The sequence below is a fragment of the Ruegeria sp. YKSD163 genome (genome assembly GCF_059612905.1).
Genome location: NZ_JBXWRM010000014.1, coordinates 14,881 through 31,176 on the forward strand (window position 1 = coordinate 14,881; position 16,296 = coordinate 31,176).

A 16,296-nucleotide genomic window follows, 5' to 3' on the forward strand; every position below is an offset into this window, starting at 1 on the left:
CCCAATTTGGCCTCAATTGCCATCTAGATCCTGTTCCCGAAACCTGCCCGCCACGAGGCCGGAGTATCGAGGACCAGTTATGCAGGACGCAAAGACGAGCATCGACGAATCCATCGCCGGGTTCCGTCGGGAGGTTTGGAAGCAGAAGCTTCTCGAACAGGCCGAGGCCGAGGGCATGGCCCAGGAACTGGGTCCGCGCCACTTTGCCACTTTCATCGACCGCGACCCCACTCTGATCGTGACCTTCGAAACCGCCGAGGGCATCCGCTCAATCTCGGAGACCCATCAACCCTTTGGCTTTGAACTGGTCAAATCCAAGGGCTGGTCGCATCTGTGCATCATTTCCGACGGCGACACATGGTTCCGCGATACCAAGGTCTATGGTTTCTTCGACCGGTTGATCGATGACGGCTTCTTTGAGGATTTCGACCGGGTCGTGTTCTATGGCGCCGGTCCTTGCGGCTATGCGGCGGCGGCGTTTTCGGTGGCCTCCCCCGGAGCGACGGTCGTGGCGGTACAGCCGCAGGCAACGCTGGATCCGCGCATGACCGAATGGGACGACCGGTTCACCGAAATGCGCCGGGTTTCGTTCAGCGACCGCTACGGCTATGCCCCCGACATGCTGGATGCGGCCGACCACGCCTTTGTTCTCTACGATCCCGCCGAATCGCTCGATGCGATGCATGCCACGCTATTTGTCCGCGACAATGTCACCCGCCTGCGCATGCGCTACATGGGGGCCGAGTTGCAGGCGCGGCTGCTGGACATGAACCTGCTTTATCGCATTGTGCTGATGGCCGGCACCGGCAAGCTGAATTCCAGGAGCTTCTTTCAGGTATATCGCGCGCGCCGGTCCTATCCGCGCTACCTCAAGGGGTTGGTGGCCGTGCTAGACCGGCAGAACCGGCCCTATCTGAACATGGTGCTTTGCCGCAACGTGATCGCCCGGATGCCCGCACGCCGCTTCCGCCGTCGGCTGGAAGAGCTGGAAGAGGACGCGCGTGCCGGAAAGTTCTCGCCGCCCCCCGGTCAGGCCTGAGCCCGCAACAGCCGCTTGCGCACATGGTGGCGCCAGGCATGGGTGATCCGGAGCCAGAACAGCAAAAAGGGCGCAGCCCAGCCCGCCTCGACCTCGATCCGGTCAACCAGCCGCGCCCCTGCACCGGCGGGCAGCACCTGCAACTCATGCACCAGCCGTCGCAACCCATGGCCCGATTCCTCGGACACCATGCGCCGGGTGGCGGCATCGAACAGCGTGACCTCCATTCTGTAGGGCTGTGAGGGCAACAGGCCCAGCATCGACAGGTCGACATCGATCACCTGGCCCTGATGCACCGGCCCCGACGGCAGATGATCCAGCCGCATCCATGGTTGAATAACCGCGTCCAGCGTATCCAGGTCGGTGACAAGCCCGAACAGCCGATCGGGGTCGGCATCGTAGATGTGATCGAGTAATAGAGTCCGGCGCATCCTGTCCCCCAGAGCCTCAAGACTGCCGCGCAGCCGGTCCCCTGAGAACCGCGCAAATTGCCTCGCCCCCTTTCCCGAATGCTGCACCTGTGCTAGCGGGTCGCCATGACCCAGAGCCTCACGATCCGCCGCCCCGACGACTGGCACCTGCATCTGCGCGACGGCGCCATGCTGGCCGCCGTCCTGCCCGAAACCGCGCGCCATTTCGCGCGCGCCATCATCATGCCGAACCTGGTGCCGCCGGTGGTGACCGGAGCACAGGCCGCCGCTTATCGCGACCGGATCCTGACGGCATTGCCTGAGGGCATGGTGTTCGAACCGCTGATGACGCTCTATCTGACCGAAGACACCGATCCCGACGATCTGGCTGCAGCACATGCAAGCAGGCTGATCACCTCGGTCAAGCTCTACCCCGCCGGCGCCACCACCAATTCCGCGAGCGGCGTGAAGGACTTTGACAAGGTGCGCCCGGTGCTCGAACGCATGGCCGAAATCGGCTGTCCGCTCTGCGTGCATGGCGAGGTTACCGATCGCGAGATCGACATATACGACCGCGAGGCGGTGTTCATCGACCGGGTGCTTGACCCGATCCGCTGCGCGACACCGGGGCTGCGCGTGATCATGGAGCATATCACCACAAAGGATGGGGCCGATTACGTAGCCGCCAATCCAGAAGATCTGGGGGCGACGATCACCGTTCAGCACCTGATGTTCGACCGCAATGACATGCTGGTGGGCGGCATGCGCCCGCATTACTACTGCCTGCCGATCCTCAAGCGCCGCCAACACCGCGAGGCGCTGGTCGCCGCCGCCACGTCGGGCGATGCGCGGTACTTCCTTGGCACCGACAGCGCGCCCCATCCGACCCACGCCAAGGAGGCCGAATGCTGCGCCGCGGGCTGTTTTACCGCGCCAATCGCGCTCTCCTGCCTTGCCCATGTATTCGAAGAAGCGGGCGCATTGGACAAGCTGGAAGGCTTCACCTCGCTGAACGGTCCCGCCTTTTATGGCCTGCCTTTCAATGCCGACATGATCACGCTCAGCAAGGCAGACCCGCTCGACATTCCCAAGACCCTGCCCGCCGGAGAGCATACCGTCACCGTGTTCGATCCCGGTGTCCCACTGCATTGGAGGGTGACGGGGTAACAAATTCTTCAACGAAGAATTTGTCCCAGAATTTTACTTAAAATTCTGGTCCCGCCCTTGAAAAACGGAACCTGACCATGATCCCTTCCGCCTACCCGACCCGCGAAGAAATCGCTCGCCTGACTGCCCGCATGCTGCTGGAAATCGGCGCGGTGAATTTCAACACCAAAGAGCCCTATATCCTGGCCTCGGGCCTGCCCTCGCCCAGCTATATCGACTGCCGCAAGCTGATCTCCTTCCCGCGTATCCGCTCCACCCTGATGGATTTCCTGACCGTCACCGTGATGCGCGACGCAGGTTTCGAGGCCTTCGACAATATCGCCGGTGGCGAGACGGCAGGCATTCCTTTTGCCGCGCTGGTGGCCGAGCGGATGGCGCTGCCGATGACCTATGTACGCAAGAAACCCAAGGGTTATGGTCGCAACGCCCGCATCGAGGGCGCCATGAGCGAGGGCCAACGGGTGCTGCTGGTCGAGGACCTGACCACCGATGGCGGCTCCAAGCTCTCTTTTGTCGACGCGATCCGCGAGACGGGCGCAAGCTGCGGCCATACGGCAGTGATCTTTTACTACGACATCTTCCCCGAGACGGAAAAGACTCTGGGCGATCACGGGGTTGCGCTGCATTACCTCTGCACCTGGTGGGACGTGCTGGCCGAGGCCCGCGCGCAAAAGGCCTTTGACGAGGTCACGCTGAGCGGGGTCGAGGCCTTCCTGAAGGATCCGCGCGCCTGGCAGGCCGCCAACAAGCGCTGACGCCCGACGCGACGGCACCCGGGCGGCTCTTGGCCGAAAGACCCTGCCGCCCCACCAGATATTGACGTACCCCCTGCTGATCCTTCAAGATACGGGGGTGCGGAGATATGCACAGCATATCCCCAGAAAACATACAACTTGGCCGACTCGCGACGCTCGGCTATGACCTCTGACCCAAGAGGCGGTAGAGCAGACATGAACGAGATCACCACAATCGGACAGGCAACTGCCGAAGTCCAAAACCCGGACACCATGCCGCATTCGGTCGAGGCCGAGCAGCAGCTGTTGGGCGCGATCCTGACCAATAACGACCTTTATGACCGGGTCGCCAATATCATCGGGTCCGAGCATTTCTATGATCCGGTGCATGCCCGGATCTGGGAGGTGGCCGCCGCCCGCATCGCCAAGAACGCGCTGGCCTCGCCCGTGACGCTGAAATCCTTCATGGCCGAGGATGCGGGCCTGGCCGAGCTGGGCGGGGCCGCCTATCTGGTCAATCTCGCCGGCGCCTCGATCAGCGCCTTTGCCGTGCGCGACTATGCGCAGATGATCTATGACCTGGCGATCCGGCGCGAGCTGATCCGGCTGGGCCGCGACATCTCGGACAAGGCGGCGCGCGTCGATGTGGCGAGCGAGCCCAAGGAGCAGATCGTCGAGGCCGAACAGAAGCTTTACAAGCTGTCCGAGCAGGGCCAGACCGACAGCGGATTCAAGAGCTTTCTCAAGGCCGTAACCGAGGCGGTCAATGTTACAAACCAGGCCTATCAGCGCGGCGGTGGCATGGCCGGCATCTCGACCGGGCTGGTCGATCTGGACAAGCAGCTGGGCGGGTTGCACCCGTCCGACCTGATCATCCTGGCCGGGCGTCCCTCGATGGGCAAGACATCTCTGGCGACCAATATCGCGTTCAACGTGGCCAAGGCCTATAAGCGCGGCCAGCGTCATGACGGCACCGAGGGCGCGGTGGATGGCGGTGTCGTGGGCTTCTTCAGCCTGGAAATGAGCGCCGAGCAGCTGGCGGGCCGGGTTCTGGCCGAGGCCTCGGAAATCTCCAGCCACAAGATCCGACAGGGTGACATGACCGAGGACGAGTTCCGTCGCTTCGTCAACGCCGCCAAGGATCTGGAAGCCTGCCCGCTGTTCATCGACGACACCCCCGCTCTGCCGATCAGCCAACTGGCGGCGCGGGCGCGGCGACTGAAGCGGACGCATGGGCTTGACCTGTTGGTGATCGATTATCTCCAGCTTTGCCGTGGCATGGCCGAGAACCGGGTGAACGAGATCGCCGAGATCTCGATGGGGATGAAGGCCATCGCCAAGGAGCTGAACATTCCGGTCATCGCGCTGTCCCAGCTTTCGCGTCAGGTGGAAAACCGCGACGACAAGCGGCCGCAGCTCAGCGACCTGCGGGAATCGGGCTCGATCGAGCAGGATGCCGACGTGGTGATGTTCGTGTTCCGCGAGGAATACTATAAGGAACGCGAAAAGCCCGGCGATCACGAGCTGGACCGGATGGAAGAGTGGAAGACCGCGATGGAGCGGCTGCATGGCAAGGCCGAGGTGATCGTTGGCAAGCAGCGCCACGGCCCGATTGGCACAGTCGAGCTGTCGTTCGAGGCGCAGTTCACCCGCTTTGGCAACCTGGTAAAGCCCTGGCAGCAGGGCGGCGAGATCGAAGGATACTGATCTGTCGCGCGTCGGCCGCTGTGGGGTGGGCAGTTCTGCACACCCTACGGACCTGCGACTGAACCCAACGCCCTGACGGTGGCCCAATTTGGTGATTGGACCAAAGGCGTTCAGCCAGACCAATACTGATTCATGTCAAAGCATCTATTCCTGGTCGCGGCCTAGCTTTCGTCGAGGAGGCAAGGAACGGCGAATGACTGCTTTGTTCGAGATATTTTTCGGCTTCGGGTGGATACCGTTGCTGATTGTGTCGCTCATCTCTTTCTTCCGCGTCATAAGGAACTGCAGTTGGCAGCGTGTGCTGGTCTCCCTGTTGTCCTATCCTTTGACCTTTTTTGTTTTTCTTGAGCCAAGTTTGGCATTCTACTGTTTTCTCATCGGCGCTTGCCATGATTGGGGTGACGTCTTTGGTGGGTACTTTGTACTGATTTGGACAACTTCGGGCCTGCCCCTCTTCGTAAACACGATCCTGTTGCCCCCGCGCATCAAAGATGGCCGCATCTCGAACAGGCCGGCCCTTTTGGTCTTTCTGATTGGCGTGGCGATCCCGATCGTTTTCTGGACGCTGGCAAGCGCCACCAGAAATCTTGAAGCCTGCTGGTCGGTTCACAAGAAGGATATGGCTGCCTGCGATCGCGTCATTGCCAGCCCATGGTCGAGCCGCAAGGAAAAGGCCTCGGCTCATGAAGGCAAGTCGTGGCTGTATCGCTGGCAATCGACCCCAAGCTACGAGAATACCACAGAAAGCCTGCTGGCTGCGCTTGCAAAGCTCCCCAAGTCTGAGCGTAGAGAGGCAAGCGGCCTGTTGATGCAACTCGCCGAGATCGAATTGAAGGAAAACGGCAATTACAAGGCCGCCATTGGCTATCTTGACCAGGCAATCGAGATACAGCCCGAAAACAGGTATTTTCGGTCCCTGCGGTCCGAAGCGCACATGTTGGCGGGAAACACTGCGGCGGCTATTGCTGACCGGGATGCTGCCAGTGCTCCTCCGGGTCAACGTGTGGCGGTTGCAGCAATGAGAGAGGCTTTCGAACTGGCGCGGGCCGGTCGGCAAGACGAAGCTATCGAGACAATCAACGAACCTCTGGTTCTGGAGTTTCTCAAGAAACACCCGGAACGAGCCTTCTTCGAAGGATGCCAGGTCTTTCGCATGGCTGGAAGAACGGAACAGGCAGTCTCAAACTTCCTCTCCTTCGTGGACACCATCAGCCCGAAGTTCGATCAATCATGGAGAGGGGATAAGCAACCCAATGCCAAGCTGAGAAAGGCTTTGGAGATGTTTGCCGAGACCGCTGATATATATGACGACGAGGGCAACCTGCGGGATGAGCCTGCGGACAGGCTGGAGCGCTGTTTTGTTGACGATCAGTGCTACGACCGAATGTTCGAGGCGTTGTCGAAGGCAGACCAGAAAGACCATCGCTCAAGGTACTTCGGGTCATAGGCGCGGAGTGGAACTCTCACCCGCGGAGCGCGTAGAACACAGTCAGGGCCACACCAAAGCCGATGACCCCGCCCCGCAACAGGGTCTGGGGAATATGCCGGGCCAGCGTGCCGCCGCCATAGCCGCCCAGCGTGGCGCCTGCCATCATCACCAGCGCCTCGGGCCAGGCAACGGCGGCGCTGAGGCCGTAGATCGCCACCGCCAGCACGCTGATCCAGCCGATGACCGCATTCTTGACCGCGTTGGCCAGGTGGAAATCCTCGTATCCGGCAAGGATCAGCGCGGCGAGCATGATCTGGCCCAGACCGGCGCCGAAATAGCCGCCATAGACGGCAAAAAGAAACAGCATCACCCAGACCGTCCCCTGTCCCAGCGATCGGGTCGCCAGCCAACGGCGCAAGCGCGGCGCAAAGGCGAAAAGCGCCGTTGCGCTCGCCATAAGCCAGGGCACCAGGCGCTCGAAGAGACCGCCACCCAGCCCCACCAGCAACAGCGCGCCCAGCACTCCGCCCGCGCCGCAGACCGCCATCAGCGGCCAGAGCGCACGGCCGATGGCGCGCAGTTCGGCCCGATAGGCAGGCAACGCGGCCAGATTTCCGGGCACCAGCGCCACGAAATTGGTGGCATTGGCGACCATCGGCGGCAGGCCCACCGCCATCAGGGCTGGAAAGGTGAAGAAGGTGGCGCCCCCCGCCACGGCATTCAACGCCCCGGCCAGCAGGGCCACGGCAAACAACACACCGGCGGTGATCGGGTCAGGCAGGGCCATCCGCCACATCTGAGCGCCAAGCCCGCGCGCTGGCAAGGGGCTTGACGCCAACCCGGCCGCTTGTCACTGATCGACATATGATGTCGCGTCTTTCCCCCTTGCCACTCCGGGTGATCCTGGCCCGGCATTTCGGCCACCGCCGCAAGCGGTTTGCAGGTTAGCGACGGGTCTCGCACGCCCGTTCCCCAGACCAGCAAAGAGAGAAAGACATGACCGAATTCACCGAAATCCCTGTCATCCGGCTGGGCCAGCGCCCAGATGCCGAAATCGCCGCCGAGTTCCGCGCCGCCTATGGCGCCACCGGCTTTGGCTATGTCACCGACCATGGCATCGACCCTGATCTGATCGAGGCGCTGTTCGAGGCATCCCGCCGGTTTCATGCTCTGCCGCTTGAGCAGAAGATGGCCATCGCGGTCGACCGCAGCCATCGCGGCTATATTCCGATCAACAGCTCGACCGACGTGAACTCGACCCTCGCCACCGTGACCAAGCCGAACCAGTCGGCCAGTTTCATGATGATGCGAGAAGACGCCGTGGCAGATCCGGACGAATATCTGTCAGGCCCAAATCGCTGGCCCAATCTGGACGGGTTCCGCGACACGCTGGAACAATACAGCGCCGCGATGAGTGCCCTAGGCAACCGATTGATGAGAATCGCACTACAAGCCGCTGGCATTACTGACACAAATATTATGAACGCGTTTGAGATCCCGACCCTGTGGCTGCGCCTGCTGCATTACCCACCGCAGCCCCCGGCCAGCCCGGACGATCTCTATGGCTCTGCTCCTCATACCGATTTCGGCTGCCTAACCCTGCTGGCGCAGGACAGTGTCGGCGGGCTTCAGGTGCGCACCCCGGCGGGCCAGTGGGTCGACGTGCCCCATCGCCCTGGCGCGCTGGTGGTCAATGTGGGTGACATGCTGCACCGGATGTCGAACGGACGGCTCAAATCAACCCCGCACCGGGTGATCAACCGTTCGGGACACGAACGGTTCAGTTGCCCGTTCTTCTACGATCCGCATGTGAATACGGTGATTGAACCGCTTCCGGGAACCGGCGCGCCGAAATTTCCGCCGCTGCTTTTTGGCGATTTCCTCAGATCCGAGCTTGAAGCCGCCTATGACGCCCACAAACCCGCGTGCGCGAACGCCAATTCCCCTTGACCCCCGCGCCCCCCATGGCATGAACGGGGCATGAGTACCGCACATCTGACCATCGACCTCGACGCGCTTGCCGACAACTGGCAGGCGCTGGATACCCGCACCGCCACCGAGACCGCCGCCGTGGTCAAGGCCGATGGCTATGGCCTTGGGGCTGGCCGTGTCGCCGCCCGCCTGGCCCGTGCCGGGGCCCGCAAGTTCTTTGTCGCCGCAGCCGAGGAAGGCGCCGCAGTGCGCAAGGCGGTCGGACCCGAACCGATGATCGGTGTCTTCTCGGGCCATATGGAAGGCGACGCCGGCATTCTTCGCGCCAACCGGCTGACCCCGATGATCAACTCGGTCGACCAGATGCTCCGCCACGTGGAGCAGTTGCCGGGCCACCGCTTTGGCATCCAGCTGGACACCGGTATGAACCGACTGGGACTGGAGCCTGAAGACTGGAGACACCTGCGCGAGATCGCGCTGCGCCAGAACCCGGTTCTGATCATGTCGCATCTGGCCTGTGCCGATGATCCAGACCATGACATGAACCGAGAGCAATTGCGCGTTTTCAAAGAGATAACAGGCGGAATTAAAGCTCCGCGCTCACTGGCGGCCACGGGTGGTATCCTGCTGGGGCCGGATTATCACTTTGACCTCTGCCGCCCCGGCGTCGGCCTCTATGGGGGCGAACCGTTCGACGAGGCCAAGGCGGTCGTCACCCTCGACCTGCCGGTGATTCAGGTGCGCGACGTGGCCGAGGGCGAGACGGTGGGCTATGGCAACAGCTGGACCGCTCCACGCGCGTGCCGCATCGCTACTGTGGCGGCGGGCTACGCGGACGGGCTGCATCGCGCCATGGGGCGCGGGATCACGCTCTATGCTGGCAAGGTCGCCTGCCCGTTGGTGGGCCGGATCTCGATGGATCTGATCACTGTCGATGTCAGCGCACTGGAACACGAACCCGCCAGCCTGCAACTGCTCAACCGGCTTCAGACCGTTGATGATCTGGCCGAGGCCGCAGGTACCATCGGCTATGAAATCCTGACTTCGATGGGCCGACGGTATCGCCGCAGCTATGTCAGCCACTCGGCCAGCGCCGAGCGCGCCGTCGAATCGATCCGCGACAAGTTGCAGCGCCGCCCCGACCTGTTGCCGCAGAGCATCGCGGAATGAGCCCGCTTGCGCTCCTGGCGCGGCTGGGCCGGCTGGTCCTGTCGGTTCTGGCCAGCTTTGGCCGGGTGACGCTGTTTGCGCTCGACGCGGTCAGCCATATCCTGCGCCCGCCCTATTACCCGCGCGAACTGGCGGTTGCGCTGCTGAATATCGGCTGGCTGTCGCTGCCGGTGGTGGGTCTGACCGCCATCTTTACTGGCGGTGCGCTGGCCTTGCAGATCTATGCAGGTGGCGCCCGTTTCAACGCCGAGGCCGTGGTGCCGCAGATCGTCGCCATCGGCATGGTACGCGAACTGGGGCCGGTGCTGGTGGGGCTGATGATCGCGGCGCGCGTCACCTCCTCGATCGCGGCCGAGATCGCCACGATGAAGGTGACCGAGCAGATCGACGCGCTGGTAACGCTGTCGACCCATCCGATGAAATACCTGACCGCGCCCCGGGTTCTGGCGGCGCTGATCACGGTGCCGATGCTGGTGGGCATCGGCGATATCATTGGCATCATGGGCGGCTATACGGTGGCGGTGCAGAATCTGGGCTTCAACGCCGCCGCCTATCTGCAAAACACCGTCGATTTCCTGGAAACCCGCGACGTTGTCTCGTCGCTGGTCAAGGGGGCGGTGTTCGGCGTCATCGCGGCGGTCATGGGCTGCTATTACGGCATGAACTCGGGCCGTGGCGCCCAAGGCGTGGGTCGCGCCACCAAGGGCTCGGTCGAGGCGGCCGCCGTGCTGATCCTGGCGGCCAACTTTGTTCTCACGGGGGTGTTCTTCTCGATATGATCCGGATGGAGAATGTCCACAAGGCCTTTGGCCCCAATCGCGTGTTGCAGGGGATGAACCTGCATGTACCGCGCGGCACCTCGATGGTGATCATCGGCGGCTCGGGCACCGGCAAGTCGGTGGCGCTGAAATGCGTGCTGGGGCTGATCAAGCCCGACAGCGGCAAGATCTATGTCGATGGCAAAGATGCCGCCGATACCAGCGACCGCGATGCGTTCCTGGCCCGGTTCGGGATGCTGTTCCAGGGCGGCGCGCTGTTCGACTCGCTGCCGGTCTGGCAGAACGTGGCCTTTCGCCTGCTGCGCGGCTCGCTGAAGCGTCCCCAGGCCGAAGCCCGAGAAATCGCCATCGAGAAACTGCGCCGTGTCGGGCTGAAACCCGACGTGGCCGACCGCTTTCCGGCGGAACTCTCCGGCGGCATGCAGAAACGCGTGGGCCTTGCGCGCGCCATCGCCGCCGAGCCCGAGATCATCTTCTTTGACGAGCCCACCACGGGCCTCGACCCGATCATGGCCGGCGTGATCAACGAGCTGATCCGAGAGATCGTGACCGAGATGGGCGCCACCGCGATGACCATCACCCATGACATGACCAGCGTGCGCGCGATTGCCGACAACGTGGCGATGCTGCATGGCGGCGTGATCCAATGGACCGGCCCGGTGGCGCAGATGGACGATAGCGGCGACCCCTATCTGGATCAGTTCATCCACGGTCGTGCGGAAGGGCCAATCGAGGCGGTGCGGTGAGCGGCCCAGCAGAAAATTCAACGAATTTTCAGGACCACCGCCTCAAATCGCCCTTGCCCCTCCGCCTCGCCACCCTCTCGCTGCTGATCCTCTATCCCATCGCCTGGTTCGCACCGCTGATGCGCGCGGGTTTGCTGCCGATCTTCGGCCTTTCCGAGATCAGCGTGATCACCGGGCTGCAAAGCCTCTGGGCCTCGGATGTGGCGCTGGCACTGATCGTCACCGCATTCGCCCTTTTCGCGCCCTATCTCAAGACCATAGGCACCGCCCTGATCCAGTGGAACCTGCTCGATCCTCGGGCACAACCCGCGCTGCATATCCTGGGCAAGCTCGCCATGGCCGATATCTTCCTGATCGCGCTCTACATCACCCTGGCCAAGGGCATCTCCTATGCCACCATCGAGGTCGCCTGGGGCCTCTATCTCTTCACCGCCTGCATCCTCGCGTCCATCACGCTGGGCCTGCTGACCGAACGCCAGCAAAAACAAACACCATAACCCCTTCCTCTTGCCCAAAATATCCCGGAGCGCGAGGCAGAGCCTCGCAAGAAACCGCCGCGACAGCGGCGCCCGGCCCAACTCCCGCAGGCGTCCCGCCAGGGGCGCCCGAGGGGGGCGGGAGCGCTCCGCTCTTGAGGTGTCGCCAAAGACAGGGCACTAAGCGCGTATGGCAAAACCCTCTTTCTCCTGCTCCGCCTGCGGAGCGTCCTTCACCAAATGGTCGGGCCGCTGCGAAGGCTGCGGCGAATGGAACACCATCTCCCAGGATGCGGGCCTGTCGGTGGGTCCGGCCAAGACATCGCTCGGCGCCAAGCGGGGCCGGGCCGTGACGCTTACCGATCTCGCCTCGGAAGAGACCCCGCCGCCCCGCGCGCTGTCGGGGATAGACGAGCTGGACCGGGTACTGGGCGGCGGGCTGGTGCCCGCCTCGGCGATCCTGGTGGGCGGCGATCCGGGTATCGGCAAATCCACCCTGCTTTTGCAGGCGGTTGCCGCCTTTGCCCGCAAGGGATTGAAAACCCTCTATGTCTCGGGCGAAGAGGCCAGCGCCCAGGTGCGCATGCGCGCGCGCCGACTGGGGCTGGCGGATGCGCCTGTGCAACTGGCCGCCGAAACCAACCTGCGCGACATCCTTACCACTCTCGAGGCCGAAAAACCGGGTCTAGTCATCATCGATTCGATCCAGACCATGTGGGCCGACAATGTAGACAGCGCACCGGGCAGCGTGTCCCAGGTGCGCGCCTCAGCCCATGAGTTGACCACATTCGCCAAGCGCACCGGCATCTCGGTGATCATGGTGGGCCATGTCACCAAGGAGGGCCAGATCGCGGGCCCCCGCGTGGTCGAACACATGGTCGACACCGTGCTCTATTTCGAGGGTGAGCGCGGCCATCAGTTCCGCATCCTGCGCAGCGTCAAGAACCGGTTCGGCGCCGCCGACGAGATCGGCGTCTTCGAGATGACCGGCGCCGGGCTCTCTGAGGTCACCAACCCTTCGGCCCTGTTCCTCAGCGAGCGCGGCGCCCCCAGCCCCGGTTCCGTGGTCTTTGCCGGGATCGAAGGCACCCGCCCCGTGCTGGTCGAGTTGCAGGCCCTTGTCGCCCCCTCGCCCCACAGCCAGCCGCGCCGCACCGTGGTGGGCTGGGATGGCGGGCGGCTGGCGATGATCCTCGCTGTGCTCGAGGCGCGCTGCGGCATCCCCTTTGCCGGGCTCGATGTCTATCTGAACGTGGCGGGCGGGCTGAAGATCTCGGAACCGGCCGCCGATCTGGCGGTGGCCGCCGCGCTTCTCAGCGCGCGCGAAGACCGGGCGCTGCCCGGCGATACGGTGATTTTCGGCGAAATTTCCCTCTCGGGCGCGCTTCGACCCGCAAGCCAGACGGAAAACAGGTTGAAAGAAGCGCAAAAACTTGGTTTCACCTCAGCCATCGCTCCGGCGGGCGGCAAGACCGGTACCCTTGAGGGGCTGGCGATGACCCGCCCCACCGATCTGGTCGGCTTTGTCGGCGAGTTCTTCGGAGCCGGATAACACCGCCCCCAAAGGGCAGCAAGGAACGGACAGGCGAGGGCCATGGAAGGTTTCACCATCATCGACGGGGTCGTTGCCCTGATCATCGTGCTTTCGGCGCTGTTGGCCTATGCGCGCGGCTTCGTGCGCGAGGCCATGGCCATCGCAGGCTGGATCGCGGCTGCGGTACTTGCCTTTCTGTTTGCGCCCAAGGCGATGCCGCTTATCCGCGAATTGCCGGTGGTGGGCGAGTTCCTGACCGACAGTTGCGAATTGTCGGTGATTGCCGCCTTTGCCGCCGTATTCGCTCTGGCGCTGGTGGTGGTCAGCTTCTTCACCCCGCTGTTCTCGTCGCTGGTACAGCGTTCCGCTCTCGGCGGGCTGGACCAAGGGTTGGGCTTCATCTTTGGCGTGGCGCGCGGCGTGCTGCTGGTGGCGATTGCCTTCTTTGTCTACGACACCGTGATGACCGGGCAGAATTTCACCATCGTCGACGAGAGCCGCTCTGCCCAGGTCTTTGCCCGGATGACCGGCAAGATCGAGCAACAGAACCCCGAGGCCGCGCTTGGCTGGGTCACCCAGCAATACGAAGGGCTGGTCGGCACCTGCGCCCAGTAACCGCTCGCCCATAGCGCGAATCACGTCCCTACGCCCGCCCGGCCCTGCCGAGCGGGCTTTCTCTTGGTTAACGGGACCTTACCCCACGTTCTCGGGAGCGGGGGAATCCCGCCGCGCGCTAGAGGACTGTCCCGGTCTGGGCAACTGTTCTCGGATTTAGCCTTAATCGTGTCGAAAATTCGGCGGAATTCGGACCCCATTCTGGCAGCAGTCCCGAACAGACCTCAATGACAGGAGGACCTACCGATGCTTCTCTCTCATGAAACCGCTTTTGCCCGCTTTACCGCCGTCACCGCCACCATGGCACCACCGGCCCCGGGCCTGCCCGCCGGCACCATGCTGGAGACCGAAGCCGGCTGGAGCCCGGTCGAGGAAATCCGCCCCGGCACGCGCGTTGCGACTATCGATGGCGGCTTTTGCCAGGTGATTGCCGCCCATGCGGTAACCCCTGCGCTGGCGCCGCTCTGGCGCATTCCCGGCGGCACGCTGGGCACCTGCTCGGACCTGTTGCTGCCCGAGGGCCATTTTCTGGCCTTGAACGGCCCCGATTGCCGCCGCCTGTTCGGCCTGCCCACGGTACTGGCCCCGGTGGCCGCGCTGGCCGGGTTCGAGGGTATCCACAGATTGCCCGCCCGCCCCCTGCCCGCCCATTCCCTGCGCTTTGCCGAAGAGGAAGTGGTCTGGGCCCAGACCGGCGCCCGCATCCTGATGCCCGGCGAGGCCCCCGGCCGTCATTTCCAGCGTCTCGATTACGGCCAGACCCGCGCCCTGCTGATGCTGCGCAGCGGCGGCAATCTGGCGCCCGACCTCGCGGCCTGAGCCGTTCGTCACCTGTCGGGGCAGTCTGGCCCCGGGTGTCACGAAAGAATTTATGATCCTTTCGTGACACCCGGAGCCAGAGGCAGTATGTGGGGCCTGACACGTAACGGAATCGGAGCTGCCCGCCGTGCATAGCCGCCAGATGCCCGCCCCTCGTTTTCCCATCGCCCATCCCTTTGATGACGACAAGCTGCGCGAGGAATGCGGGATATTCGGGGTGATCGGAGTTCAGGACGCCGCCAGTTTCGTGGCTCTTGGCCTGCATGCCCTGCAACACCGGGGACAAGAGGCGGGCGGCATCGTCACCCATGACCCCGAACAGGGGTTCAACTCGGCCCGCCGCTTTGGCTATGTCCGCGACAACTTCACCTCGCAGTCAGTCATGGAAACCCTGCCCGGCCCGCTGGGGATCGGCCATGTGCGCTATTCCACCGCCGGTTCCAAGGGTCAGACCCAGATCCGCGATGTGCAGCCCTTTTTCGGCGAGTTTGCCATGGGCGGCGCAGCGATTGCCCATAACGGCAACATCACCAATGCCAATGCCCTGCGCCGCGAACTGATCGAGCGCGGCTCGATCTTTCAAAGCTCGTCGGACAGCGAATGCATCATCCACCTGATGGCGCGCTCTCTGCAACGCACCATCCCCGAGCGGATGGAGGACGCGCTGCGCCGGGTCGAGGGCGCGTTTTCGGTCGTGGCGATGACCCGGACCAAGCTCATCGGCGTGCGCGACCCGCTGGGCGTGCGGCCGCTGGTTCTGGGCAAGGTCGGCGATGGCTGGGTTCTGTCCTCGGAAACCTGCGCGCTGGATATCATCGGCGCCGAGTTCATCCGCGAGATCGAACCGGGCGAGATGGTGGTGATCACCGACACCGGTGTCGAAAGCCATTTCCCCTTCCGCCCGCAGCCGTCCAAGTTCTGCATCTTCGAACATGTCTATTTCTCGCGCCCCGATTCGATCCTGGGCGGGCGCAGCGTGTACGAAACCCGAGAGGCGATCGGCCGCGAACTGGCCAAGGAAAGCCCGGTTGAGGCCGATCTGGTCTGTCCGGTACCCGACAGCGGCACCCCGGCGGCGATCGGTTTCTCGCTGGAAAGCGGCATTCCCTATGCGATGGGGATCATCCGCAACCAGTATATGGGCCGCACCTTCATCGAGCCCACCGAGCAGATCCGCAACATGGGCGTGCGGCTGAAGCTGAACGTGAACCGGGCGCTGATCCGCGGCAAGCGGGTGATCCTGGTCGACGATTCGGTGGTGCGCGGAACCACCAGCCGCAAGATCAAGGACATGATTCTGGATGCCGGCGCCAAGGAGGTGCATTTCCGCATCGCCAGCCCGCCGACCGCCTGGCCGTGCTTCTATGGCGTCGACACGCCCGAACGCGAGAAACTGCTGGCCGCCACGATGACCGAGGACGAAATGCGCACCCATCTGGGGGTGGACAGCCTGAAGTTCATCTCCCTCGACGGGCTTTATCGCGCCGTGGGTGAGACAAATGGCCGTGACAGCGCCTGCCCGCAATACTGCGACGCCTGTTTCTCGGGCGAATACCCGGTGCGGCCCTCGGACATGATCGAAAAGGGCTTCGCACTGAAAGCCGCCGAATAGGCCCGGCGCAACCGCCCAAGAAAATTCGACGAATTTTCTTGGCTACCGCACCGGCGGGATACTGCCGGGACGTGGATTGGTGGCTTTCGCTCAGGGCTCGCCCCTGATAGAGCGCGCTGTCGAACAA

At 63.4% G+C, this 16,296-nt stretch carries 16 protein-coding genes; 14 read left to right on the top strand and 2 right to left on the bottom strand.

The window, feature by feature from the left end; genetic code table 11:
• Positions 1-79: 79 nt before the first annotated feature.
• Positions 80-1,039 (top strand): phosphoadenosine phosphosulfate reductase, encoded by a 960-nt coding sequence (locus tag AC2FNA_RS17390; protein ID WP_496828686.1) that lies wholly within the window; start codon positions 80-82, stop codon positions 1,037-1,039.
• Here AC2FNA_RS17390 and AC2FNA_RS17395 read toward each other — a convergent pair.
• The gene (locus AC2FNA_RS17395; RefSeq protein ID WP_496828688.1) at positions 1,030-1,470 is read right to left on the bottom strand and encodes an Rv1443c family protein; all 441 of its coding nucleotides are present in this window, start codon (positions 1,468-1,470) and stop codon (positions 1,030-1,032) included. The two genes, AC2FNA_RS17390 and AC2FNA_RS17395, sit on opposite strands and share 10 nt — an antisense overlap.
• A gap of 105 nt (positions 1,471-1,575) precedes the next feature.
• Between AC2FNA_RS17395 and pyrC the strand changes: the two genes are divergently transcribed.
• The 4 genes from pyrC to AC2FNA_RS17415 all read left to right on the top strand — a co-directional run bounded on the left by pyrC (position 1,576) and on the right by AC2FNA_RS17415 (position 6,504).
• Entirely contained in the window at positions 1,576-2,616 is a 1,041-nt protein-coding gene (gene pyrC / locus AC2FNA_RS17400; RefSeq protein ID WP_496828689.1) for a dihydroorotase, read from the top strand.
• 77 nt (positions 2,617-2,693) lie between these two features.
• On the top strand, positions 2,694-3,371 hold the full coding sequence (locus tag AC2FNA_RS17405; RefSeq protein WP_496828691.1) for an orotate phosphoribosyltransferase: 678 nt from the start codon (positions 2,694-2,696) through the stop codon (positions 3,369-3,371).
• Between the two features lie 195 nt (positions 3,372-3,566).
• Entirely contained in the window at positions 3,567-5,057 is a 1,491-nt protein-coding gene (locus AC2FNA_RS17410; protein ID WP_496828693.1) for a replicative DNA helicase, read from the top strand.
• Between the two features lie 193 nt (positions 5,058-5,250).
• On the top strand, positions 5,251-6,504 hold the full coding sequence (locus tag AC2FNA_RS17415; protein ID WP_496828694.1) for a tetratricopeptide repeat protein: 1,254 nt from the start codon (positions 5,251-5,253) through the stop codon (positions 6,502-6,504).
• 16 nt (positions 6,505-6,520) lie between these two features.
• On the opposite strand, the gene AC2FNA_RS17420 is transcribed toward AC2FNA_RS17415, so the two are convergent.
• On the bottom strand, positions 6,521-7,273 hold the full coding sequence (locus tag AC2FNA_RS17420; RefSeq protein WP_496828696.1) for a sulfite exporter TauE/SafE family protein: 753 nt from the start codon (positions 7,271-7,273) through the stop codon (positions 6,521-6,523).
• A gap of 209 nt (positions 7,274-7,482) precedes the next feature.
• Here AC2FNA_RS17420 and AC2FNA_RS17425 point away from each other — a divergent pair, with 209 nt between their 5' ends.
• The 9 genes from AC2FNA_RS17425 (at position 7,483) to purF (ending at position 16,169) form a co-directional block, all read left to right on the top strand.
• Positions 7,483-8,436, top strand: a complete 954-nt coding sequence (locus tag AC2FNA_RS17425; protein ID WP_496828698.1) for an isopenicillin N synthase family dioxygenase — start codon at positions 7,483-7,485, stop codon at positions 8,434-8,436.
• A 30-nt stretch (positions 8,437-8,466) separates the two neighbouring features.
• Positions 8,467-9,588: an alanine racemase gene (alr, locus tag AC2FNA_RS17430; RefSeq protein ID WP_496828700.1), complete on the top strand. Its 1,122-nt coding sequence runs from the start codon at positions 8,467-8,469 to the stop codon at positions 9,586-9,588.
• Positions 9,585-10,367, top strand: coding sequence for an MlaE family ABC transporter permease (locus AC2FNA_RS17435; protein ID WP_496828702.1), 783 nt, complete (start codon positions 9,585-9,587; stop codon positions 10,365-10,367). Before alr ends, AC2FNA_RS17435 begins: the two co-directional genes overlap by 4 nt.
• Positions 10,364-11,113, top strand: a complete 750-nt coding sequence (locus tag AC2FNA_RS17440; RefSeq protein WP_234143577.1) for an ABC transporter ATP-binding protein — start codon at positions 10,364-10,366, stop codon at positions 11,111-11,113. Before AC2FNA_RS17435 ends, AC2FNA_RS17440 begins: the two co-directional genes overlap by 4 nt.
• Before the next feature lie 53 nt (positions 11,114-11,166).
• Entirely contained in the window at positions 11,167-11,610 is a 444-nt protein-coding gene (locus tag AC2FNA_RS17445; RefSeq protein WP_496828704.1) for a paraquat-inducible protein A, read from the top strand.
• A gap of 169 nt (positions 11,611-11,779) precedes the next feature.
• Positions 11,780-13,141 (top strand): DNA repair protein RadA, encoded by a 1,362-nt coding sequence (radA, locus tag AC2FNA_RS17450; protein ID WP_496828706.1) that lies wholly within the window; start codon positions 11,780-11,782, stop codon positions 13,139-13,141.
• Between the two features lie 42 nt (positions 13,142-13,183).
• Positions 13,184-13,738, top strand: a complete 555-nt coding sequence (locus tag AC2FNA_RS17455) for a CvpA family protein (protein WP_234136195.1) — start codon at positions 13,184-13,186, stop codon at positions 13,736-13,738.
• 246 nt (positions 13,739-13,984) lie between these two features.
• On the top strand, positions 13,985-14,557 hold the full coding sequence (locus AC2FNA_RS17460; RefSeq protein ID WP_496828708.1) for a Hint domain-containing protein: 573 nt from the start codon (positions 13,985-13,987) through the stop codon (positions 14,555-14,557).
• Between the two features lie 142 nt (positions 14,558-14,699).
• A complete protein-coding gene (gene purF / locus AC2FNA_RS17465) occupies positions 14,700-16,169 on the top strand; it encodes an amidophosphoribosyltransferase (RefSeq protein ID WP_496828710.1) in 1,470 nt (489 codons plus the stop codon).
• Positions 16,170-16,296: the final 127 nt, after the last annotated feature.